The organism is Streptomyces sp. CoH27 (assembly GCF_020181035.1).
GTDB classification, from domain to species: Bacteria; Actinomycetota; Actinomycetes; order Streptomycetales; family Streptomycetaceae; genus Streptomyces; species Streptomyces camelliae.
The window spans coordinates 467,388-488,558 of the sequence record NZ_JAIQYY010000001.1 but is presented as its reverse complement, the minus strand read 5'-3'; the positions used below and the strand labels follow the sequence as shown (position 1 = coordinate 488,558).

20 protein-coding genes are annotated in these 21,171 nt (G+C 72.4%); 9 read left to right on the top strand and 11 right to left on the bottom strand.

The features are described from left to right. Window positions 1-6 precede the first annotated feature (6 nt). Complete coding sequence (locus LE548_RS02335; RefSeq protein ID WP_374116013.1) at window positions 7-1,674, top strand: MFS transporter; 1,668 nt, start codon at window positions 7-9, stop codon at window positions 1,672-1,674. Window positions 1,675-1,702: 28 nt separating this feature from the next. On the opposite strand, the gene LE548_RS02330 is transcribed toward LE548_RS02335, so the two are convergent. The 5 genes from LE548_RS02330 to mgrA all read right to left on the bottom strand — a co-directional run bounded on the left by LE548_RS02330 (window position 1,703) and on the right by mgrA (window position 5,570). Further along, window positions 1,703-2,326, bottom strand: a complete 624-nt coding sequence (locus LE548_RS02330; protein WP_225094869.1) for a DedA family protein — start codon at window positions 2,324-2,326, stop codon at window positions 1,703-1,705. A gap of 45 nt (window positions 2,327-2,371) precedes the next feature. Further along, window positions 2,372-3,601, bottom strand: a complete 1,230-nt coding sequence (locus LE548_RS02325; protein ID WP_225094868.1) for a cation:proton antiporter — start codon at window positions 3,599-3,601, stop codon at window positions 2,372-2,374. Between the two features lie 4 nt (window positions 3,602-3,605). Continuing rightward, window positions 3,606-4,091, bottom strand: a complete 486-nt coding sequence (locus LE548_RS02320) for a TrkA C-terminal domain-containing protein (protein WP_225094867.1) — start codon at window positions 4,089-4,091, stop codon at window positions 3,606-3,608. 102 nt (window positions 4,092-4,193) lie between these two features. Beyond that, the gene (locus tag LE548_RS02315) at window positions 4,194-4,376 is read right to left on the bottom strand and encodes a hypothetical protein (RefSeq protein WP_225094866.1); all 183 of its coding nucleotides are present in this window, start codon (window positions 4,374-4,376) and stop codon (window positions 4,194-4,196) included. 150 nt (window positions 4,377-4,526) lie between these two features. Continuing rightward, on the bottom strand, window positions 4,527-5,570 hold the full coding sequence (gene mgrA / locus LE548_RS02310; RefSeq protein ID WP_225094865.1) for an L-glyceraldehyde 3-phosphate reductase: 1,044 nt from the start codon (window positions 5,568-5,570) through the stop codon (window positions 4,527-4,529). 269 nt (window positions 5,571-5,839) lie between these two features. Between mgrA and LE548_RS02305 the strand changes: the two genes are divergently transcribed. Further along, the gene (locus LE548_RS02305) at window positions 5,840-6,688 is read left to right on the top strand and encodes a chitosanase (RefSeq protein WP_225094864.1); all 849 of its coding nucleotides are present in this window, start codon (window positions 5,840-5,842) and stop codon (window positions 6,686-6,688) included. A 271-nt stretch (window positions 6,689-6,959) separates the two neighbouring features. Next, complete coding sequence (pgm, locus tag LE548_RS02300; RefSeq protein ID WP_225094863.1) at window positions 6,960-8,600, top strand: phosphoglucomutase (alpha-D-glucose-1,6-bisphosphate-dependent); 1,641 nt, start codon at window positions 6,960-6,962, stop codon at window positions 8,598-8,600. Window positions 8,601-8,651: 51 nt separating this feature from the next. On the opposite strand, the gene LE548_RS02295 is transcribed toward pgm, so the two are convergent. Continuing rightward, on the bottom strand, window positions 8,652-9,572 hold the full coding sequence (locus LE548_RS02295) for an SGNH/GDSL hydrolase family protein (RefSeq protein WP_225094862.1): 921 nt from the start codon (window positions 9,570-9,572) through the stop codon (window positions 8,652-8,654). Window positions 9,573-9,620: 48 nt separating this feature from the next. Between LE548_RS02295 and LE548_RS02290 the strand changes: the two genes are divergently transcribed. From LE548_RS02290 to LE548_RS02275, 4 genes are all read left to right on the top strand, one after another. Next, window positions 9,621-10,073, top strand: coding sequence for a hypothetical protein (locus LE548_RS02290; RefSeq protein WP_308029712.1), 453 nt, complete (start codon window positions 9,621-9,623; stop codon window positions 10,071-10,073). A gap of 64 nt (window positions 10,074-10,137) precedes the next feature. Beyond that, complete coding sequence (locus LE548_RS02285; RefSeq protein ID WP_225094861.1) at window positions 10,138-10,794, top strand: 1,4-alpha-glucan branching protein; 657 nt, start codon at window positions 10,138-10,140, stop codon at window positions 10,792-10,794. Window positions 10,795-11,010: 216 nt separating this feature from the next. Beyond that, complete coding sequence (locus LE548_RS02280) at window positions 11,011-12,882, top strand: M1 family aminopeptidase (protein WP_225094860.1); 1,872 nt, start codon at window positions 11,011-11,013, stop codon at window positions 12,880-12,882. 159 nt (window positions 12,883-13,041) lie between these two features. Beyond that, entirely contained in the window at window positions 13,042-13,881 is an 840-nt protein-coding gene (locus LE548_RS02275) for a lysozyme (protein WP_374116005.1), read from the top strand. A gap of 141 nt (window positions 13,882-14,022) precedes the next feature. Here the strand turns inward: LE548_RS02275 and LE548_RS02270 are convergent, their stop codons facing one another. Beyond that, window positions 14,023-14,379 carry a hypothetical protein gene (locus LE548_RS02270; protein ID WP_225094858.1) on the bottom strand — a complete coding sequence of 119 codons (357 nt, stop codon included), beginning with the start codon at window positions 14,377-14,379 and terminating at the stop codon, window positions 14,023-14,025. Window positions 14,380-14,818: 439 nt separating this feature from the next. Here LE548_RS02270 and LE548_RS02265 point away from each other — a divergent pair, with 439 nt between their 5' ends. Then, window positions 14,819-15,502, top strand: a complete 684-nt coding sequence (locus LE548_RS02265) for a hypothetical protein (protein ID WP_225094857.1) — start codon at window positions 14,819-14,821, stop codon at window positions 15,500-15,502. 90 nt (window positions 15,503-15,592) lie between these two features. Here LE548_RS02265 and LE548_RS02260 read toward each other — a convergent pair whose 3' ends face one another. Continuing rightward, window positions 15,593-16,753: an FAD-dependent monooxygenase gene (locus tag LE548_RS02260; RefSeq protein WP_225094856.1), complete on the bottom strand. Its 1,161-nt coding sequence runs from the start codon at window positions 16,751-16,753 to the stop codon at window positions 15,593-15,595. A 102-nt stretch (window positions 16,754-16,855) separates the two neighbouring features. Here LE548_RS02260 and LE548_RS02255 point away from each other — a divergent pair, with 102 nt between their 5' ends. Continuing rightward, complete coding sequence (locus LE548_RS02255; RefSeq protein WP_225094855.1) at window positions 16,856-17,413, top strand: TetR/AcrR family transcriptional regulator; 558 nt, start codon at window positions 16,856-16,858, stop codon at window positions 17,411-17,413. Window positions 17,414-17,514: 101 nt separating this feature from the next. Here the strand turns inward: LE548_RS02255 and LE548_RS02250 are convergent, their stop codons facing one another. The 3 genes from LE548_RS02250 to LE548_RS02240 all read right to left on the bottom strand — a co-directional run. Next, on the bottom strand, window positions 17,515-18,699 hold the full coding sequence (locus LE548_RS02250; protein ID WP_374116004.1) for an AI-2E family transporter: 1,185 nt from the start codon (window positions 18,697-18,699) through the stop codon (window positions 17,515-17,517). Window positions 18,700-18,804: 105 nt separating this feature from the next. Further along, window positions 18,805-19,506 (bottom strand): nitroreductase, encoded by a 702-nt coding sequence (locus tag LE548_RS02245; protein WP_225094853.1) that lies wholly within the window; start codon window positions 19,504-19,506, stop codon window positions 18,805-18,807. Between the two features lie 83 nt (window positions 19,507-19,589). Continuing rightward, window positions 19,590-21,171: ABC transporter substrate-binding protein (locus tag LE548_RS02240; protein WP_225094852.1), on the bottom strand; the 1,582-nt coding region annotated here is incomplete at its 5' end.

Below are 21,171 nucleotides of genomic sequence, written 5' to 3'. Positions count from 1 at the left end.
GCCACGATGGACGCCTCGATCGTGATCATCTCGTTGCCGGCGATCTTCCGCGGGATCGGCCTGGACCCGCTCGCGGCCGGCAACATCGGCTATCTGCTGTGGATGATCCTCGGCTATCTGCTGGTCTCGGCCGTCCTGGTGGTCGTGCTCGGCCGGCTCGGCGACATGTTCGGCCGGGTCCGGATCTACAACCTGGGCTTCCTGGTCTTCGCGTGTGCCTCCGTCGCCCTGTCCCTCGACCCGTTCCGGGCCGGCGCGGGCGCGCTGTGGCTGATCCTGTGGCGCATCGTGCAGGCCTTCGGCGGGTCCATGCTCACCGCCAACTCGGCCGCCATCCTCACCGACGCCTTCCCGGCCCGGCAGCGCGGCATGGCCCTCGGCATCAACCAGATCACCGCGCTCGCCGGGCAGTTCCTCGGTCTGCTCGCCGGGGGTCTGCTGGCCGCGGTCGACTGGCGGGCGGTGTTCTGGGTGAGCGTCCCGGTCAGTGTCACCGGCACCGTCTGGTCGTATCTGAGCCTGCGCGAGACCGCGGCCGGCGCACGCGGCCGGATCGACTGGCTCGGCAACCTCACCTTCGCCTGCGGCGCCGGCGTCCTGCTCGCCGGCATCACCTACGGCATCCAGCCCTACGGCGGCCACTCCACCGGCTGGACCAGCCCCTGGGTCCTCACCGGACTCCTCGGCGGCCTCTTCCTGCTGCTGGTGTTCGCCCTCGTCGAGACCCGGGTCGCCGAGCCCATGTTCCGGCTGTCGCTGTTCACGGTGCGGGCGTTCGCCGCCGGCAACCTGGCCGCGCTGCTGACCGCGATCGCCCGGGGCGGGCTGCAGTTCATGCTCATCATCTGGCTCCAGGGCATCTGGCTGCCGCTGCACGGCTACGCCTTCGAGGACACCCCGCTGTGGGCAGGCATCTTCATGCTGCCGCTCACCCTCGGCTTCCTGATCGCCGGGCCCGTCTCCGGCTATCTGTCGGACCGCTTCGGCGCCCGGCTGTTCTCCACCGCCGGGCTGCTCGTGGTCGCCGGGTCCTTCCTCGGCCTGCTCGCCCTGCCGGTGAACTTCGACTACGCCGTCTTCGCGGCGCTGCTGCTGCTCAACGGGCTGGGCCAGGGCATGTTCTCGGCGCCCAACACCTCCTCCGTCATGGGCAGCGTGCCGGCCCGCCACCGGGGCGTGGCCTCCGGGATGCGCTCCACCTTCCAGAACTCCGGTACGGCGCTGTCCATCGGGGTCTTCTTCTCGCTGATGGTGTCCGGCCTCGCCGCCACCCTGCCGAGGACGCTCGCCCAGGGGCTCCACGCCCATGGCGTTCCCGCCGGCACCGCCCACGAGGTGGCCTCGCTGCCGCCGGTCAGCACCCTGTTCGCCACCTTCCTCGGCAACAACCCCGTCGGCCACCTGCTCGGCTCGGGCGGCACCCTGGACCAGCTGACCGCGGCCCAGCGCGCCACCCTGACCGGGCACACCTTCTTCCCCGAACTGGTCTCCGGGCCCTTCCACCACGGCCTGACGATCGTCTTCTGCGTCGCCGCCGGCATGGCCCTGGTCTCCGCCCTCGCCTCCGCCCTGCGGGGCGGCCACGAGCGCGCCCCCGGCACAGGCCCGACGGCCGGGAACGACACGGAAGGACAGTCCTCGCGGCGCACGGCGCGCGTCCCCAAGCACCGGTGAGCGCCGGTCCTGTGCGACGCGGACGCCGTCAGTCCGCGCGCCGCCTGCGCACGAAGTGCCGTACGACGAGGGCCGCGACGAGGACGGCGGCGGCGATGACGACGTAGAGCAGATAACGGTTGACCGCGTCGTAGATCACCGTGATGTGACTGCCCGCCACATAGGCCAGGGCCGTCCACAGGCCCACCCACAGGGCCGCCCCGAGGGCGTTGAAGGCGAGGAAGCGTCGCCAGTGCATCCCGGAGGTGCCCGCGATGATGCCGTTGGCCTGGCGCAGGCCCTCGATGAACCGGGCCACGGTGACGATCTTGCCGCCGTGCCGGGCGAAGAACTCCTCGGCGGCCGCGAACCGTTCCGGCGTCAGGAAGACGTACTTCCCCCACCGGTGCACGAACGCCCGTCCGCCGAAATGGCCGATCAGATAGCCGATGTTGTCCCCGACGACGGCCGCGGCGAAGGCGATGGCGGCGACCGCGACGATGTTCAGACGGCCCGCGCCCGCATACACCCCCGCCGCGATCAGCATCGTCTCGCCGGGCGCGGGCACCCCGAAGTCCTCCACCAGGACCACGGCCCCCACCGCCCAGTAGCCGTAGTGTTCGAGCAGCGGCGCCAGATGAGCCAGCGGGCCTGGGAGCGGAGGGGCGGACATGGCACCACGGTACGTCCGGGCGGGCCGCTTCCGGGCGGCGGCCGGTCAGGGGCGGGCCATCGTGTCCTCTTCCGGTACGACGGAGCGCGGACCCTCGGCCGGCACCGTCCGCCCGCCCGGCCGTCCGGTCAGCCGGAGCGCGAGCGGCTCGGTGTACCGGGCGGTCAGCGGGCCGAGGACGACGAGGATCAGCACATAGGCCGTGGCCAGCGGACCGAGATCGGAGTCGATCCCGGAGGTGACCGCGAGTCCGGCGATGACGATGGAGAACTCGCCGCGCGCGACCAGAGTGCCGCCGGCCCGCCAGCGGCCCCGGACCGAGACGCCCGCGCGCCGGGCCGCCCAGTACCCTGTCGCGATCTTGGTGAGGGCGGTCACCACGGCCAGTGCGAGCGCGGGCAGCAGGACCGGCGGGATGCTCGCGGGGTCGGTGTGCAGGCCGAAGAAGACGAAGAACACCGCCGCGAACAGGTCCCGCAGCGGTGCGAGCAGAAGGTGGGCGCCCTCGGCGACCTCGCCGGACAGCGCGATGCCGACGAGGAACGCGCCGACGGCCGCCGAGACCTGGAGCTGTTGCGCGACACCGGCGACCAGCAGCGTCAGCCCGAGCACCACGAGCAGCAGCTTCTCCGGGTCGTCGCTGGAGACGAAGCGTGAGATGTGCCGGCCGAACCGCACCGCCACCAGCAGGACCACGCCCGCCACGCCGAGCGCGACACCCAGCGTGAGGCTGCCGGCGGCGAGGCCGGTGCCGGCCAGCAGGGCCGTGACGACCGGCAGATAGACCGCCATGGACAGGTCCTCCAGCACCAGGATGCTGAGGATCACCGGTGTCTCGCGGTTGCCGAGGCGGCCCAGGTCGCCGAGGACCTTGGCGATGACCCCGGAGGAGGAGATCCAGGTGATGCCGGCGAGGACGACGGCGGCGATCGGGCCCCAGCCCAGCAGCAGGGCCGTCCCGGCGCCGGGCAGGGCGTTGAGGGCGGCGTCGACGAGGCCGGCCGGGTACTGCGTCTTGAGGTTGGAGACCAGGTCGCCGGCCGTGTACTCCAGGCCCAGCATGAGCAGCAGCAGGATGACGCCGATCTCGGCTCCGATCGCCACGAACTCCTCGCTGGCGCCGAGCGGCAGCAGCCCGCCCTCGCCGAAGGCCAGCCCGGCCAGCAGATACAGCGGGATCGGCGAGAACCTGAGGCGCGCGGCGAGCCGGCCCAGCAGGCCGAGTCCGAGGATGATGGCACCGAACTCGATCAGGAAGACCGCGGAGGAGTGCACGCGCTCACTCCCGCCCGAGTATCGCGGCGGCCGCGTCGGCACCCTCGCGGGTGCCGATCACGATCAGCGTGTCCCCGCCGGCCAGCCGGAAGCCGGGGCCGGGGGAGGGGATGGCCGCGGCGCGGCGCAGGACGGCCACGATCGACACGCCGGTCTCGGTGCGCATCCGGGTCTCGCCGAGCAGCCGGCCGTTCCAGTACGAGACCGAGGACAGCTCGATCCGCTCGGCCACCAGGCCCAGTTCCGTCGTGGACAGCAGGCTGGGGCTGTGGTGGGCCGGTTTCAGCGTGCCGGCCAGCGCCTCCGCCTCCTGGCCGGTGAGGTGGACCGACAGCGCGCAGGCGTCGGGGTCGTCGCCCCGGTAGGCGCTCAGGCTCCTCGACCCGTCCCGGTGGGCCACCACCGACAGTCTGCGCTGCTCCCGGGTCGTCAGGTCGTACCGGACCCCGATGCCCGGCAACGGTGTGCTCGTCGTACGTGCGCCGCCCACGGCTACCCCCTGCCCGTTTGAAGATTTCTTGGTGAAATCATTACCGGAACCATATCCCGGCGGCTTGCGGCCGCCGAGGGGGCCCGGTCGGGCGGAGGGTGGCTATGCGTCGGGGCGCGTGGCGGCCTCGTCGTCCTCGGGGAGGGGCTGGCATGTGCGGCACAGCTCGTGGTCCCCGTCGCGCGTGACGACGGTTCCCCAGCCCAGGCACATCTCGCAGTCGCGGGCGAGCTCCAGGTCGGGGCGGGGAGTCAGGAGGGGGCTGTGGTGGGCTCCATGTGCCATGACGTGTGCGGCTCCTCGGATGTCGCGGGGGAGAAGGCGGTCATCTGCCGTGAGCGCCGACAACGATGTCAGCGACTTCAATTATGTCCGACATATCCCTTATGTCTGTGACGCATGTCACATGGAGCCGTCCCGTTCGGGATCCATGGGTCAGCCGAGGTTGCCGAGCCGCGCCTCCCGCCAGAGGTCCACACCGCCGTCGGTCGCGTACGTGTCGATCTCGGCCAGTTCCTCGGTGCTGAAGTCGAGGTTCTGCAGGGCTGCGACGTTCTGCTCCAGCTGCTCGGTCCGTGAGGCGCCGATGACCAGGGATGTCACCCGCTCGTCGCGCAGCGCCCAGGCCAGCGCCAGCTGGGCCAGGGTCTGGCCGCGCCGGGCCGCGATGTCGTTCAGGGCGCGCAGCCGGTGCAGCGTGTCGTCCGTCAGCCAGGCGGGGTCGAACGACGTGCCCTGCGCGGCGCGCGAGTCCTGCGGCACGCCGTCGAGGTAACGGCCCGTCAGCAGCCCCTGGGCGAGCGCGGTGAAGCCGATGACCCCGAAGCCCTCCTCCTCGGCCGCGTCCAGCAGGCCGTCGGTCTCGATCCAGCGGTTGAGCATGCTGTACGACGGCTGGTGGATCAGCAGCGGGGTGCCCAGCTCGCGCAGGATCGCGGCTGCCTGCCGGGTGCGCTCGGCGTCGTAGGAGGAGATGCCGACGTAGAGGGCCTTGCCCTGGCGCACGGCGGTGTCGAGCGCGCCCATCGTCTCCTCCAGCGGCGTGCTCGCGTCCAGCCGGTGGGAGTAGAAGATGTCGACGTAGTCCACGCCCATGCGGCGCAGCGACTGGTCCAGCGAGGCCAGTACGTACTTGCGGGAGCCGCCGCCCTGCCCGTACGGGCCGGGCCACATGTCCCAGCCGGCCTTGGTGGAGATCACCAGCTCGTCCCGGTACGGCGCGAGGTCGCGCTTCAGCAGCCGGCCGAAGTTGAGCTCGGCCGCGCCGTACGGCGGACCGTAGTTGTTGGCCAGGTCGTGGTGGGTGATCCCGAGGTCGAAGGCGCGCAGGGCGATCTCGCGCTGGGTCTCGAAGGGGCGGTCGTCGCCGAAGTTGTGCCAGTAGCCGAGCGACAGGACCGGCAGGTCCAGTCCTGAGCGGCCGGTGCGCCGGTAACGCATGGTGCCGTCGTAGCGAGCGGGATCCGCGACGTGGGTCATCGGGTCTTTCTCCGGGTGGTGCCGTAGGGGAGCCCTTCCGGGTGTGGACGGGCTCGTCCACCCTGCTCCGGCGCCCTGCGCAAGTCCAACCGCCGTCCCGGATGGAATTGAGCGCTTCCGCTTCTGAATCGGGCGCCTCACGGGTGATTGTTCGATCCTACGAACTTCAAGCCGACCGGGTTACCGACCTCCCCGGCTTTTGATAGGAAACTTTCCTACCAGTACTGCACGGACCAACTCCCCACCCCCCGCCTCGACTTGGAGTCTCTGTGGTGCACGCAGACCGCGACACAGCCCCCGCCATCGTCTCCCGCCGCACCGTCGTCGCCGCGCTCGGCGCCGCCGTCGCCTCCGGCGCCCTGATCGGAACCCAGCGCGCGACCGCGGCCCCCGCGGCGCGGGCCGCCACGACGGGCCTCGACGACCCGGCGAAGAAGGAGATCGCCATGGAACTCGTGTCGAGCGCGGAGAACTCCTCGCTCGACTGGAAGGCCCAGTACAAGTACATCGAGGACATCGGCGACGGCCGCGGCTACACCGCCGGCATCATCGGCTTCTGTTCCGGCACCGGCGACATGCTCGACCTCGTCCAGCTGTACGCCGACCGCAAGCCCGGCAACGTCCTCGCCAAGTACCTGCCCGCCCTGCGCAAGGTCAACGGCAGCGACTCGCACGCCGGCCTCGACCCCGACTACCCCAGGGACTGGCGCACGGCGGCCAAGGACACCGTCTTCCAGCAGTGCCAGAACGACGAACGCGACCGGGTCTACTTCAACCCCGCGGTCGCGCAGGGCAAGGCGGACGGTCTGCGCACCCTCGGCCAGTTCTGCTACTACGACGCCATCGTGATGCACGGCGACGGCGACGACCCCACCAGCTTCCGGAACATCCGCAAGCGGGCCCTGCGCAGCGCCGAGCCGCCGGCGCAGGGCGGCGACGAGACGAGGTACCTCAACGCCTTCCTCGACGCCCGGGTGTGGGCCATGAAGCAGGAGGAGGCGCACAGCGACACCAGCCGCGTCGACACCGAGCAGCGGGTGTTCCTGCGCAAGGGCAACCTGGATCTGAACACCCCGCTCGACTGGAAGACGTACGGGGACAGTTACCACATCGGCTGACGGCGCCACGAGGCGTGCGGCAGGCCGTCGGACGCGGGCCCGACAGACCCCGCGTCGCCACCGGCGGCCTGCTTGCACCGGCGTCGGGCGAACCTCTCTGCGAACAGCGGGAGGTGTCCTGAACGGGCGGCGGCACGGCGCGGCGCGGAGACCGGCGCGCCGGATCCCGGGGCGGGACGCACTCGCATGTCAGGGTCCTGGCGAGGAAAGATGGTCGCGAGCGATCGATCACACGGACATCGATCCCACCCGACGCGGAGGAACGGAACTCATGCCGCACGAGCGAGCGGGACGCCCGGCCGGTCCCGAGGACCTTGTCGACGTGGCCCGGCTGGTCACGGCGTACTACGCGCTCCATCCGGACCCGGCCGACCCGGGACAGCGGGTCGCGTTCGGCACCTCCGGACACCGGGGCTCCTCCCTGGCGAGCGCGTTCAACGAGGACCACATCGCGGCCACGAGCCAGGCCATCTGCGAATACCGCGCCCACCAGGGCACCGACGGCCCCCTCTTCCTGGGCGCCGACACCCATGCCCTGTCCGAGCCGGCGAAGGTCACCGCGCTGGAGGTGTTCGCCGCCCATGGCGTCACCGTGCTCATCGACAGCGCCGACGGCTACACGCCCACCCCCGCCGTCTCGCACGCGATCCTCACCCACAACCGCGGCCGTGCCTCCGGTCCCGCCGACGGCGTGGTGGTCACCCCGTCGCACAACCCGCCCGCCGACGGCGGCTTCAAGTACAACCCGCCGAGCGGCGGTCCGGCGGCCTCCGACGCCACCTCATGGATCCAGGACCGGGCCAACGAGATCATCACCGGCGGCCTGAAGGACGTACGCCGGGTGCCGTACACGCGGGCGCTCGCCGCGGAGACGACCGGACGGTACGACTTCCTGGGTGCCTACGTCTCCGATCTGCCGAGCGTGCTGGACCTGGACGCGATCCGGGCGGCCGGGGTGCGCATCGGCGCCGACCCGCTCGGCGGCGCCTCCGTGGCCTACTGGGGCCGGATCGCCGAACAGCACCGTATCGACCTGACCGTGGTCAACCCGCACACCGACCCCACCTGGCGGTTCATGACGCTGGACTGGGACGGCCAGATCCGCATGGACTGCTCCTCGCCGTACGCGATGGCCTCCCTCATCGAGCAGCGCGACCGCTTCCGGATCGCCACCGGCAACGACGCCGACGCCGACCGGCACGGCATCGTCACCCCGGACGCCGGCCTGATGAACCCCAACCACTACCTCGCGGTCGCCATCTCCTACCTGTACCGCCACCGCGACCAGTGGCCCGCCGGCGCCGGCATCGGCAAGACGCTGGTCTCCTCCACGATGATCGACCGGGTCGCCGCCGACCTCGGTCGTCAACTCGTCGAAGTTCCGGTCGGGTTCAAGTGGTTCGTGGACGGACTGGCCGACGGCACCCTCGGCTTCGGCGGCGAGGAGTCGGCCGGCGCGTCCTTCCTGCGCCGGGACGGCTCGGTGTGGACCACCGACAAGGACGGCATCATCCTGGCCCTGCTCTCGTCCGAGATCACGGCCGTCACGGACCGGACCCCGTCGGAGCACTACGCCGGCCTGACCGCCCGCTTCGGTGAACCCGCCTACGCCCGTATCGACGCCCCCGCGACCCGCGAACAGAAGGCGCTGCTCGGCACGCTGTCCCCGGCCCGGGTCACCGCCGACACCCTCGCCGGTGAGCCCGTCACGGCCGTCCTCACCGAGGCGCCCGGCAACGGCGCCGCCATCGGCGGGATCAAGGTCACCACGGACAACGCCTGGTTCGCGGCCCGCCCTTCGGGCACCGAGGACGTCTACAAGGTCTACGCCGAGTCCTTCCTCGGCCCCGGCCACCTCGCCCGGGTGCAGGAGGAGGCCCAGGCCGTGGTGCAGGCCGCCCTCGGCGGCTGAGTGACCGGCGGCGGCCCGTCGCAGGCCCGTTCGCGACCGGCCGCCGTTCGCTCAGCCGCGGCGGCCGCGGTGCTCGTCCAGCCGGTCCAGGACGGCCTGGGCCATGGCCTGCTCGCCCTTGGCGTTGGGATGTGCCGGGGCGGCGGGGGACGCGGGCTGGAGGGGCTCGATCCAGCGGTCGGCGGGCGACTTGCACATGTCGTGGCCGACCGTGGGGCCGTACGTGTCCACGTACTCGGCCCGGTTGACGGCGGCCACCAGCCGCAGCATCAGGTTCAGCCGCTTCTCGGTATCCCGCAGGTAGGGGAAGTCCCCCTGGGCGAAGGGGACTTGAGGGAAGCAGCCGGTGCCGTCGTCGGGCAGCAGGTCCGGGTAACCCACGACGACCACCCGGGCGTGCGGTGCCCGGGCGTGCACGTCTCGCAGGACCCGGTCGACCTTCGGCGCGGTCCTGGCGATCGCGAGGGTCAACTGGTCGTAGCCGACGGCCCGGTAGGAGCGCTCGCAGGGGTTGCCCGTCGGGTCCTGTGCGGCGAGCCGGGCGCAGGTGGCGATGACCGGGCCGAACCCGACGTCGTTGCCGCCGATCTGGAGCGTCACGAGGTCCGTGTCCCGGTGCACGGCGTCCAGTTGCGGCTTGTTGGTGCCCTGAGCCTGCCACATCTCGGCGGTGGTCGCCCCCGCACAGCTGACGTCCGTGAAGGCGGTCAGCTGCCGCTGCCCGGCGACCAGCGAGGGGTAATTGTGGTCGGAGCGGGCGCAGTTGGCGTCCACCTGGGCCGGGATGCCGGGGCCCGAGGTGTAGGAGTCGCCGAGCGCCACATAGGCGGTGTCGCGGCCGTGTCCGCCGGGGTGTGCGGCGGCCGGGGTGGTGGAGGCGGCCACGAGGGCGCAGCCGCCCAGTGCCGCCCCGAGCACGGCCGCCCGCCGCCGGCCTCTCGTCCCGTCCGCCGGATGTGTGTCCTTCGCCATGACACCCTCCCCCTGAGTTCGACTGGGGGTCTGTATACCGTCCGGTAGGTGTCGCCGACCAGAAGCCGGAAGCGACGAGTTCTTCGCCGCCGGCGCCGAGACGCGGACCGAACGGCGCCAGGAGCCCTCTTCGCCGCCGCCGACCGGGCCGGCCTGCCCGTCTGCCGCTGCCCGGTCCAGGCGATCCGGCGGCTCGGCGCGGCCCCTGTCGTCCTCGGCCCCGGCTCACCCGGCCCCGGCCGCCCCCGCCTCGCCGACCTCACCGACACCTTCAAGGGCCACTGGTCCGCGTACGCCACGGAGTTCACGCGGCCGGCCCGGACCGGCCGGCATCCCCCCGACCGGTTCCGCCGTCTCGTCCACGGCATCCCCGAGGCTCTCGTCCCGCTCGCCGTGCGCACCGCGCACGAGCGCGGCGCGGCCGTGTGCTGGCCGGTGACCGGCGAACCACCCGACCCCTGGCCCCAGTTGGCGTCGGCGTTGTCCGGGGCGGGCCACTGACCAGCGGGAACGGTGTGCGAAGCTGTTCCGGTCAGCAACCGCGCACGGGAGGGGAGCCGTCGTCATGGCCATCATCCACCACACCACGCTCAAGCCCACGAAGCTGGAGCTGCTCACCGACTGGCTGCCCACCCGCCCCTGGTACCGCGGTGGCTCCGGCGCCCCGGTGCTGACCAAGTCCGGCGGCTTCCGGCTGGACGACCCCGAGGGCGAGGTCGGCATCGAGTTCATGGTGGCCACGGACACCTCCGCCACCGAACCGACCGCCTACTTCGTCCCGTTGACCTACCGCGGCGCACCGCTGGACGGCGCCGAGCACGCGCTCATCGGCACGATGGAGCACGGCGTGCTGGGCAAGCGCTGGGTCTACGACGGCTGCCACGACCCGGTGCTGGTCGCCGAGCTGCTCTCGCTGATCGAGGGCAGGGCCCAGGCGCAGGCGCAGAGCATCAACGACACCCCCGACCCCGAAGTGGTCCACTCCTACAGTGGCGCCCCCTTCACCCTGGACGGCTTCACGCCGGAGCCGGCCGACGACGCGGAGGGCACCCGCCTCCCCCTGCCGCACGGCACGGTCCTCCACGTGCACCGGGTCCTGGCACCCGTCCCCGAGAACCCGCCGCTGCGCCCCGAGGGAGCCCTTGGGCATGTGGCCCGCGGCTGGCAGGCGCCGGACGGCAGCCGGCCGGCGGCGCTGTTCATGACGCTGCGTACCGCCTGATCCGGCCTGTCTCACTCGCACCCCGCCCGGGCCTTCTGGCATGGACTGGTCAAATCTGTCACGCTTTCGGCAGCCCCGTGCCCTGACCCCTTGAGGGCACGGCGCACCTCACGGTGCAGCGATCGCGCAAGCCCCGTCCGTGGCCGTCCGGCGCACCCCAGCCGCCCGGCCGCCATCGAGCCGGCCGGGATCCCGGCCGCCGCAAAGGAGTAGCGTGTGAGACCGACCCCCCACAAGGCCCTCGGCGCCGGTGCGCTCACCGTCGCCGCGCTGGCCGCCTTCGTCCTCCCCGCAAGCCCCGCCGCCGCTCAGCCGGCCACGCACCCGTCCGCACACCGAGCGGCCGCCACCTGCACCCCGGCACAGGTCGTCGGCAACGGCGGCTTCGAGAACGGCACGTCGTCCTGGACGGCGTCCTCCTCCGACGTCATCACCAGCCGCACCGGACAGACCGCCCACAGCGGCAGTTCCTACGCCTGGCTGGACGGCACCGGCGGCACCCACACGGACACCCTGTCCCAGAGCGTCGCCATCCCGGCCGGATGCGGCACGGCCACGCTCACCTTCTGGCTGCACATCGACACCGACGAGACGACGTCGTCCGTCGCCTACGACAAGCTCACGGCCAAGATCGGCGGCACCACGCTGGCCACGTACTCGAACCTCGACGAGAACACCGGGTACGTGAAGAAGTCCATCGACGTGTCGGCGTACGCGGGCCAGACCGTCAGCCTGTCCTTCACCGGGACCGAGGACTCCAGCCTCCAGACGAGCTTCGTCCTCGACGACATCGCGCTCGACACCTCCGGCGGCACCACACCGCCGGGCGACTCCACCCGCACCCCGGCCGCGCCGTCGTACACCGTGAACCTCAGCAGCGACACGACCGGCACCGAGTGGACCGGACACGAGAGCGTGACCTTCACCAATGCCTCGGCCACCGCACTGAACGAGGTCTACCTGCGGCTGTGGGACAACTACCACGGCACCTGCGACGCGATGCCGATCCGGGTCACGAACGTCACCGGCGGCACGGCGCAGGGCCCCACGGTGGCCTGCACCGCGCTGGAGATCGACCTGCCGGCCCCGCTCGCCCAGGGACAGAGCGCCACCATCGGCTTCGACCTCGGCATCACCGTGCCCAGCGGCGCCGACCGCTTCGGCCACGACGGTGCCTACAGCTTCATCGGCAACGCCCTGCCCGTCCTCGCCGTCCGCGACAGCTCCGGCTGGCACCTGGACCCCTACACCAACAACGGCGAGTCGTTCTACTCCCTGGCCGCCGACTTCCAGGTGACCCTCGACCACCCCAGCGACCTGCTGGTCCCGGCCACCGGCACCTCCACCGACACCCCCGGCTCCAGCGGACGTACCGTGACGACGGCGACGGCGTCCAAGGTGCGTGACTTCGCCTGGGCGGCCGGCCCGTTCAGCAAGATCTCCGGCACCTCGTCGTCCGGCGTCGCCGTGAACGTCTACTCCGTCTCGGGCATCAGCTCCTCCAGCGCCCAGTCGATGCTCAGCACCGCCAAGACCGCCGTCGACTCCCACGCGAGCCGCTTCGGCGCCTATCCCTACGGCGAACTGGACGCCGTCCTCGACAACAACTACTGGTTCGGCGGGATGGAGTACCCCGGGTTCGTCCTGGACCTGGTCAGCACCACCGCCCTCACCCATGAGATCGGCCACCAGTGGTGGTACGGCATCGTCGGCGACGACGAGTACAACAGCCCCTGGCTGGACGAGGCCTTCACCGACTACGCCACTGACCTCGCCCTCGGCAAGACCGGCAGCAACTGCTGGAGCAGCGTCTCCTGGGCCTCCGCCGACGAGAAGATCACCGACTCGATGGCCTACTGGGACGCGCACTCCTCGCGCTACTCCACCGTCGTCTACGGCTACGGCAAGTGCGCCCTGCACGACCTGCGCCGCGTTCTCGGCGACACCGCCATGGCCAAGCTGCTGAAGGACTACGCGACCGCGCACTGGTACGGCGTGTCGACCACGGTCGAGTTCAAGGCCGCCGCCCAGGCCGTCACCAGCACCGACCTCACCTCCTTCTGGACCCAGCACCGCATCGACGGCTGACCCGGTGCGGGCCGGTCACGGAAACCGCCCCCGGCGTCCGCCGCGACCGGCCCGCACCCGAGCGCCGGGCCACCCGTACGGCCCAAACAGAGCCCGGCATGGCATCGTTGGGCGGTACCCGGCGTGCGGCGCGGTCCGCGGGCGGGTCAGATGGAAGGCGTGCGATTCTCCATATCCCTTCAGCGCGGCCGGACCCGCCTGGCCTTCACCGGCGCCCTCACCGGCCTCCTCCTCAGCGCGTCCGTCCCCGCGGCCCTCCCCGCGCCGGACCCGGACACACCCCGGCGCGGCACCGCGTACATGGGCATGGGCGTCCTCGCCCACGACGGCGGCGACAGCGACCCGGATGCCCGGCCCCCGGTGACCCGCGCGAGCCAGACCGAAGGGGTGGACGTCTCCAGCTATCAGGGCGAGGTCGACTGGTCCACCCTGTGGGGCAGTGGCGTCAAGTGGGCGTACACGAAGGCCACCGAGGGGACGAGCTACCGGAACCCCTACTTCACCGGGCAGTACAACGGCCCGTACACCACCGGTCTGATCCGCGGGTCCTACCACTTCGCCACCCCGGACACGTCCGGCGGCGCCGCTCAGGCCGACTACTTCGCGGCCCACGGCGGCGGCTGGTCCAAGGACGCCAAGACTCTGCCCGGCGCACTGGACATGGAGTGGAACCCGTACGGCGACTCCTGCTACGGCAAGTCCGCGAGTGCGATGGTCGGCTGGATCCGCGACTTCCTGAACCGCTACAAGGAGCGCACCGGCCGCGACGCCGTCATCTACACAGCGACCAACTGGTGGCAGCAGTGCACCGGGGACTACGGCGGCTTCGCGGCGAACAACCCGCTGTGGATCGCCCGCTATGCCTCCAGCGCCGGGCCGCTGCCGTCGGGCTGGTCGTCGTACACGATGTGGCAGTACACCTCCACCGGCAAGACCGTCGGCGACCGCGACCGCTTCAACGGCGCCCAGGACCAGCTGCGAAGCTTCGCGACCGGCTGACCCGGTCCGGCCGCGTCCAGGAAGACGGTGGCCGCGGAGCTCGTCGTCACCGCTGTGACTGACGGCCGGCGAGACCTGACCAGGGCCCTCACGGGCGGACCGGCGGTGCTCCGCGTCGACGCCCTCGGCGCGCACCAGGGTTCACGAGGAGGTCATCACGCTCCACGTGGCCGCCAGCCCTGCCGCGTACAGCAGGGCTCCCGCCGGAAGCCCCCACCACACCTGGCCGCCGTGCCACCAGGCCGCTGCGGCCAGTGCCGTGCCCGCGGCGGCGGCGAGTCCCAGCCAGGGCAGGCCCATCATCATCAGGATCCCGGTGCCCGTGCAGCGGAACGCCGGGTTCTGCGGCGAGCAGTCGTCCGTGGCGAAGACGGAGATGAAGAAGACGCCCGCGTTCAGCAGGGCGCCGGCCGCGGTCAGCACTCCCGCGACGATGAGATACGCGGTGGGCCACCGACTCGCTCCGCTCGCGTTCGCGCCGTACACACCGGCATGCATGGGCAGTTCCCCCTCGGCCTCGACCGACCCGATGCCCGCGACGCTACGAGCGCCGGGCGGGCGGCGACTGAGCACGCGTACTCAGTCGGAAGTGCGCGTGCTACTCGGCCGGGCGCCAGGCGAGCCGACCGTCCGCATGGGCACGCGGGGCCCGCCGGCCCGGTGACCGGGTGCCCTCTGCACCGACGGCGTCGCCGAGGCGCGGATGGCCGATGGACGACTGCTCGGCCTGGAACGGTTCGCGGACTACGCCATCCGCGCCGGCGCCACCGGCGAGCGGCCGGACCACTGAGCCCGCGCTCTCCCGACCAGTGGCCTGTTTCACGCCGTTTCACACTGTTCGCCGGACGCGTCACCGATGCGCGGTTAGCGTGTGCGCGCACGGTTCGTGAGGGCGCGGACCGACGTCATGTCGCTTGTCGACGAGGGGGGTTCACCCATGGAGTCATTACGCAGAACGCTTGCCGGACTGGCCCTGGCGCTGCTCATCGGCGCCGGTCTGGTGCTGGCCGGATCCGGCGCGGCGAGTGCCACGGCGACCGCGGAGATACCGGCCGCCACCGAGGGCGGGATCTCGGCCACGGTCACCTTCCACGGCGCCGTCGTCCCGCAGCCGTACCGGCCGGATCCCGACGCCGCCTTCGGTGACCACAAGTGCCGGCTGATCTACCACGACTACGACCCGACGCCCGGCTGCGGCGGGTTCAAGCTCGACTTCACCCTGCACAACGTCCGCAGCCAGCCCGGCTACACCGCCGGGCTCAGCAGCAGCGACTACTACTTCGACGCCTACGCCGACACCGCCCGCACCTTCGGCTGTCTGCGCCCCGACGGCACCTTCGACCACAGCACCGGCTTCGTCGTACGCACCGAACACCAGGAGCTGATGCCGACCTACTATCTGACCCAGGCCAACTGGGTCCTGTCCGACCTGCGTTCGGACCCCACGCGGGACTCGGGGCCGTACTTCTTCATGAACTTCCCCGCGGTACAGGTGAACTGTCCCGATGGCATGACACCGACCCAGTACGGCCTGAAGGTCACCAACGTCAGCCTCACCATCGCCGACGACAATGTCTTCGGCCACACCACCTGGTCCACCCCCGGCCCCTTCTACGCCTAGATCACGGGGTCGGCGAGCCCTGCACGGCCGGCTCGCCGACCCCGGCCCCCGCCACCGTCGCCCGACCGGACCGCGCCGGCTACGGCGGCCTCAGTGCCGGAGGCTCGGCGGTGTCCAGTCGGCGTGGCGCAGGATCGCGCGCATCGTCGCGCCGGACGGCGCGAGCCGCAGCGCGGTGTTGCGCAGGGAGACGGCCAGCGGGTGGGCGAGCCGCTGACCCGTGCGGCCCGCCCGGCGGGCGGCGCGGGCGACCGCCTGGGAGCGGGGGCGGCGCTCCGCGTCGTAGCGGGCGAGCGCCGAGGCGAGCGAGGTCTCCGTGGCGAGCGCGGCGGCCAGCGTGGCGGCGTCCTCCAGGGCCTGGCATGCGCCCTGCCCAAGATTCGGCGTCATGGCGTGCGCCGCGTCACCGAGCAGGACCACCCGGCCGGCGGTGAACGACGGCAAGGGTGTGACCAGTTCATGGATGTCGTGGTGGAGCACGGCCTCGGGACGTGTGGCCGTCAGCAGCTCCGGGATCGGGGCGTGCCAGCCGTCGAAGCGGCGGCGCAGCCAGTCCAGGGGGTCGTCGTGGCGTACGGCGGCCGGCGCGGTGAGCACCGCGTGCCACTCGGCCCGGCCGTCGGTGAAGCCGATGTGCCCGAACTCGGCGCCCTCGCCCCACGTCAGCTCGAAGTCGGTGTCCAGGTCGAGGGGTTGGTCGGTGATGGCTCGCAGGACCGTCGAACCGGCGTAGACCGGGCCGGGATGCCCGGGGAACAGCAGTCCGCGCAGCCGGCTGTTCACCCCGTCGGCCGCGACGACCAGGTCCGCGTCCCAGACGTCGTCCGCGACCGGCACGGCCACCCGGTCCGGGGCCGAGCGGTCCAGGGTGGACACGGTGACGCCGATGCGCAGGCACGCGGCGGGCAGGGCCGCGCGCAGCGCCCGGTGCAGGTCGGCCCGCCGGATGCCCACGATCGGCGTGCCGAGGGCGCGTTCGAGGGCGGCGCCGTCCATCCGGGCGAGCCAGCGGCCCTCGGGGGTGCGGGTACCCCCGGTGTACTGGGGGCGGGCCGCCGCGCGCACGGCCGTACCGACGCCGAGGGTGTCCAGCGCGCGCAGGCCGTTGGCGTGCAGCGAGATGCCCGCGCCCGCGTCGGCCAGGGTGCCGGCCCGCTCCACCACCCGGACGTCCCAGCCGATCCGGTGCAATCCGATGGCCGTCGCCAGCCCGCCGATGCCGCCCCCGACCACCACCGCCGTACCGCCCATGCCGGACCCCCTTCGACCTCGCATCGCTCACGTCTTCTACAGCTGTAGAAGACCCTACAGTCGTGCTCTACAGCTGTAGAACCGGGGGTGTAGAAAGAGGGGGTGACCGCAGACCGACGTACTCTCCTCGCCGACACGGCCATCGCGGTGCTCGCCGACACCGGCATGCGGGGACTGACGCATCGCGCCGTGGACCGGGCGGCGGACCTTCCGCCCGGCACCACGTCCGCCTACTACCGCTCCCGCCAGGCCCTGCTCACCGCGCTGGTGCGGCGGCTGGTGGCGCTCGACCAGGCAGAGCTGGAGGAGGCGGGGGGCAGGGTGCCGGTGGTGCGCACGGCGGCCGAACTGGCCCAGGGCATCGCCGGGTTGGCCGAGGCGCGGCTCACGGGGGAGGGGCGCAGGCGCTCGCTCGCGCGCTACGCGTGCGCCGTCGAGAGTGTGCACCACCCCGAACTGCGCGAGATCCTGGTGCCGCGCGAGAACCGGGGGCGGCGCACGGTGCGCGACTTCCTCGCCGCGCAGGGGGTGGCACAGGTGGAGGAACGTACGGTGACGCTGCTGACCTGCGTGGACGGTCTGGTCTTCGACCGGCTGGTGAACGGTGGCAGTGTGCGCGAGGAGGAGATCCGCGGACTCGTGGCCGCGGCACTGCGCTGACCGGCCGCAATGCGACGGCGGTGCCGCCTCCTCCTGAGTGAAGGTCACCTGTTCCAGGGGACAACTGATCCCTTGTTCGGATCAGCGTCAACTGCCGTGATTCACAGGTGAGTCGGTCCGGGTGGTGGCACCGCGCGCAGGGCGCGCAGTACCGACCAGACGACCGAGACCAGCGGGACGGCGACCACGGCGCCGATCACCCCCCCGACGATGCTCCCGGCGATCACCGACACGGCGACGACCAGCGGATGCAGCCGTACCGCCCAGCTCATCACCAGCGGATGCAGCACATGCCCCTCCAGCTGGCCGATCACCACGATCAGCGCCAGCACGGCCGCGGCCGTGAGCGGTCCGCGCCCGGCCAGCGCGACGATCGTGGCGACGCCGAGCGCCACGGGCGAGCCGACCAGCGGCACGAACGCCGCGAAGAACTCCAGCAGGGCAAGCGGCAGCGCCAGCGGCACCCGCAGGACGAGCAGCGCGATCCCGACGAGCACGGCGTTGCTGGCGGCCACGATGATGATGCCGCGCGTGTACCCGGCGAAGGCCCGCCAGGCCGCCCGCCCCGCCCGGTCCCAGGCCGGCCGGGCGGGACTCGGCAGCAGCTCGTCGCGCATCCAGCCCCACAGACGCTCACCGGAGTGGATGAAGAACACCGAGGCGAACAGCGCGAGCGCGCCCCCGGTGGCCACCTCCACCGCCCGGCTCAGCCCGCTGACCGCGTTGCTGAGCAGACTGGAGCGGTGCGTGGAGATGTAGTGCGTCACCTGGTTCTGCAGCTGGGAGAGGCGGCCGGGACTCAGCCGGAACGGCGGCCGTTGCAACCACTGCTCGATCCGGTGCACACCGCCCCGGAACTCACCGACCAGCCGGCCCGACTCGTTCGCCACCGCGTTGCCCACCAGGGCGAGCAGCGCCAGCATGAGCAGCACACTGCCCACCAGCGCGATGGCGACGCACAGCGGGCGTGGCAGCACCCGGTCGAGCAGATCCGTCAGCGGGCGCAGGACGGAGGTCACGATCAGCGCGAGGAACAGGGCCACGGCGATGAGCTGGAAGCTGCCGAGGATGCTGAAGACGCCGTAGACGGCGACGCCGACAACGATGAGCCGCCAGGCGTAGGCCGCCGCGACCCGCAGCCACGGCACCGTCCACTCGGCCGCCGACGCCGGCCTGGGGCGCGTGGCGGGTGCGAGCCGTACGGAGTACGCCGGCCGGCTGCCCAGCACACCCCCCGTCCGGCGCCGGCCGCCCGGCCCCACCGCCCGCCGACGCGCATCGCCCACCACCGCTTACGGCTCCTCTCCGTCACCCCTGCTGACGGTCGGTCACATAGAGAGAACCGTAAGCGCCCGGCCCGGAAGGGTCCCGCACAACGCGCCCGCGCACACCTAGGAGCCCGTCCGGCCGGGGCCTGCCGCGGTTCTGTCGTCGTCCAGGAAGGTCAGTGTCCGGGCGAGCGGTGCCCGGTCGGTCCGGGCGTACGGCGCCGACGGATCCTCGAAGCCGATGGACAGGCCCGCGAACAGGATCAGTTCCTCCGGCGGTGACACGACCTCCGCGACCGTACGGTGGTACACGGACCACGCCATCTGCGCACAGCTGTGCAGCCCCTCGGCACGCAGCAGCAGCATCACCGTCTGGAGGTACATCCCGAGGTCGGCCCACTGGGCCGCGCCCATGTGGCGATCGATGTAGCACAGCAGCAGGCAAGGGGCGCCGAAACACCGCCAGTTCGCGGCGACGGCCGCCCGGCGGGCCCCCAGGTCCTCGCGCCGGATGCCGAGCGCCCCGAAACGCCGGTCGGCCGCCGTCGACCGGCGCTCCCGGTAAGGGGACCGCAGCCGCGCCGGATACATCTCGTACGCGCGCTCGTCCCCGGGGTCACCGGCCGTGACCCGCTCGCCGGCGCGCTTCTTCAGCTCGGCCAGCGGCGCACCCGTGAGCACGTAGACGTGCCACGGCTGGAGATTGCCGCCCGAGGGCGAGCGCGCGGCGGCGGTCAGGACCCGTTCCAGCACCGCGCGCGGAACCGGCTCGTCCGTGAAGGCCCGCACCGCGCGCCGGCTCGCCACCGCCTCGTACACATCCACCCGTACGACCTCCCGGCCGGTTCCGTCTTCCGTGTCTTCCGCCGTACTGACGGATGCGGGGCGACGGATGTGACGGAGCCGGCTCAGGCCCTCGTGACCTGCTGGTACTGCCCGAGGAAGACCGGTTCGCCCCGGCGCACCTGCCACAGGAAGAGGCCCGAGTTCAACTGCACCGCGCCGGTCGAGGCGTCGAAGGCGAAGGTGCGGGTGACGCCCCGGTACGACAGGGCGCGCAGCCGGTGGGCCAGGGTGCCCGGGTCCACGTGGCCCGTCCCGGCGGCCGTCAGCGCCGTCATGACCATACCCGCCGCGTCGTAGGCCTCGGCGGCGCCGACCGGGACGCCGTGGACCGCGTACCGCTTCTCGTACGCCCGGACGAATCCGGCGGCGGAGTCCAGGCGGGCGGGGTCCACGAAGGTGGCCGAGAAGACCCAGCCCTCGGCCGCCGAGCCCGCCGCCTCCAGGAACGCGGGGCCGAGGACCGGTTCCGTCGCCGCGGCCGTACCCGTGAACCCGGCGGCGCGCAGCGCCCGGGCACAGGCGGCGGCCCGCACGGGCGAACGCCCGCAGTAGACCACGGCCTGCGCACGCGCGGACATCGCCGCCGCGACGGCGGGGCCGAAGTCATCGCTGCCTGCGGCGACCGTGGGGGTGACGACCGTGCCGTGCGGCGGGGTGTTCTTCGCGAGGGACCCGGAGATCTGCCAGCTGTAGGCAATCGCCGCTCCGTCGCTGATCAGTGCCCGGCGGGCGGCCGGGCGGACGGCGGCCAGGTAGTGGACGAGCGGGGCGGCGAGTGCGTCGTCCTGCGGGCGTATCTGGAACACGGCGGCCGCCTGGGTCGACTGCGTGACATACAGGGCGTCGGAGTCCGACCAGGCCGTCACCAGGGGCAGCTGCGCCGTGTTGTAGATGTCCCGCACGGCGAGCGCCGTGCTGTCCGAGGTCGGGCCGATCACCGCCGACACCCGCCCGGCGGTAACCAGCCGGCGCGCCACCGCACGCGCCCGGTCGGCCTCGCCCCGGTCGTCGTGGGACTGGACGACGAGGTCGTACGACCGGTCGGCGCGCGCGTTGTGCTGCGCGGCGGCCAGCCGTACGCCCCGTTCGACCGCCGTGCCCAGGCCCTTGCCGGGGCCGGTGAGGTCGGCGTGTACGGCGATCGTCCGGGAGGGGACCGCGTCGCGGGCGGCGGAGGACCGGGTGGCGTACCAGGCCGCCGTGGCCCCACCAGCCGCCAGGACCCCCGCCGAGGTGCCCAGCAGCAGGAAGCGGCGTCTGGTCGGCGTGGGCGGCCCGGCCACGAGTGTCGGCGGCTCGGTGCGCTGTGGCTCGGGTAGGTCCAGGACTTGGGCGGAGCGTTCGGCGATGAGCGCGGGCAGGCCGGGTGGCAGCCAGTCGTCGGTGCCGAAGTGGCCCAGCGCCACCCGGAGTTCGGGCAGTGTGGGGCGGGCGGCCGGGGACTTCGCCAGGCAGCGGGCGATGAGCGTGCGCAGCGGGTCGTCCGGGACGCCGGTGAGGTCCGGGGCCTCGTGGATGGTGCGGAAGATCACCGATGCCGCCATGCCCGTGCCGTACGGCGGGCGGCCCGCCGCCGCGTAGGCGAGCAGGCAGCCCAGTGAGAACACATCGCTCGGCGGGCCCGGCTCGCCGCCGCGGGCCCGC

Bases quoted from the DNA above. Each gene is read 5' to 3' on its own strand.
- LE548_RS02335 (WP_374116013.1), top strand. From the start codon at position 7: ATGGACGCCTCGATCGTGATCATCTCGTTGCCGGCGATCTTCCGCGGG.
- LE548_RS02330 (WP_225094869.1), bottom strand. From the start codon at position 2,326: ATGTCCGCCCCTCCGCTCCCAGGCCCGCTGGCTCATCTGGCGCCGCTG.
- LE548_RS02315 (WP_225094866.1), bottom strand. From the start codon at position 4,376: ATGGCACATGGAGCCCACCACAGCCCCCTCCTGACTCCCCGCCCCGAC.
- mgrA (WP_225094865.1), bottom strand. From the start codon at position 5,570: ATGACCCACGTCGCGGATCCCGCTCGCTACGACGGCACCATGCGTTAC.
- pgm (WP_225094863.1), top strand. From the start codon at position 6,960: ATGCCGCACGAGCGAGCGGGACGCCCGGCCGGTCCCGAGGACCTTGTC.
- LE548_RS02295 (WP_225094862.1), bottom strand. From the start codon at position 9,572: ATGGCGAAGGACACACATCCGGCGGACGGGACGAGAGGCCGGCGGCGG.
- LE548_RS02285 (WP_225094861.1), top strand. From the start codon at position 10,138: ATGGCCATCATCCACCACACCACGCTCAAGCCCACGAAGCTGGAGCTG.
- LE548_RS02270 (WP_225094858.1), bottom strand. From the start codon at position 14,379: ATGCATGCCGGTGTGTACGGCGCGAACGCGAGCGGAGCGAGTCGGTGG.
- LE548_RS02265 (WP_225094857.1), top strand. From the start codon at position 14,819: ATGGAGTCATTACGCAGAACGCTTGCCGGACTGGCCCTGGCGCTGCTC.
- LE548_RS02260 (WP_225094856.1), bottom strand. From the start codon at position 16,753: ATGGGCGGTACGGCGGTGGTGGTCGGGGGCGGCATCGGCGGGCTGGCG.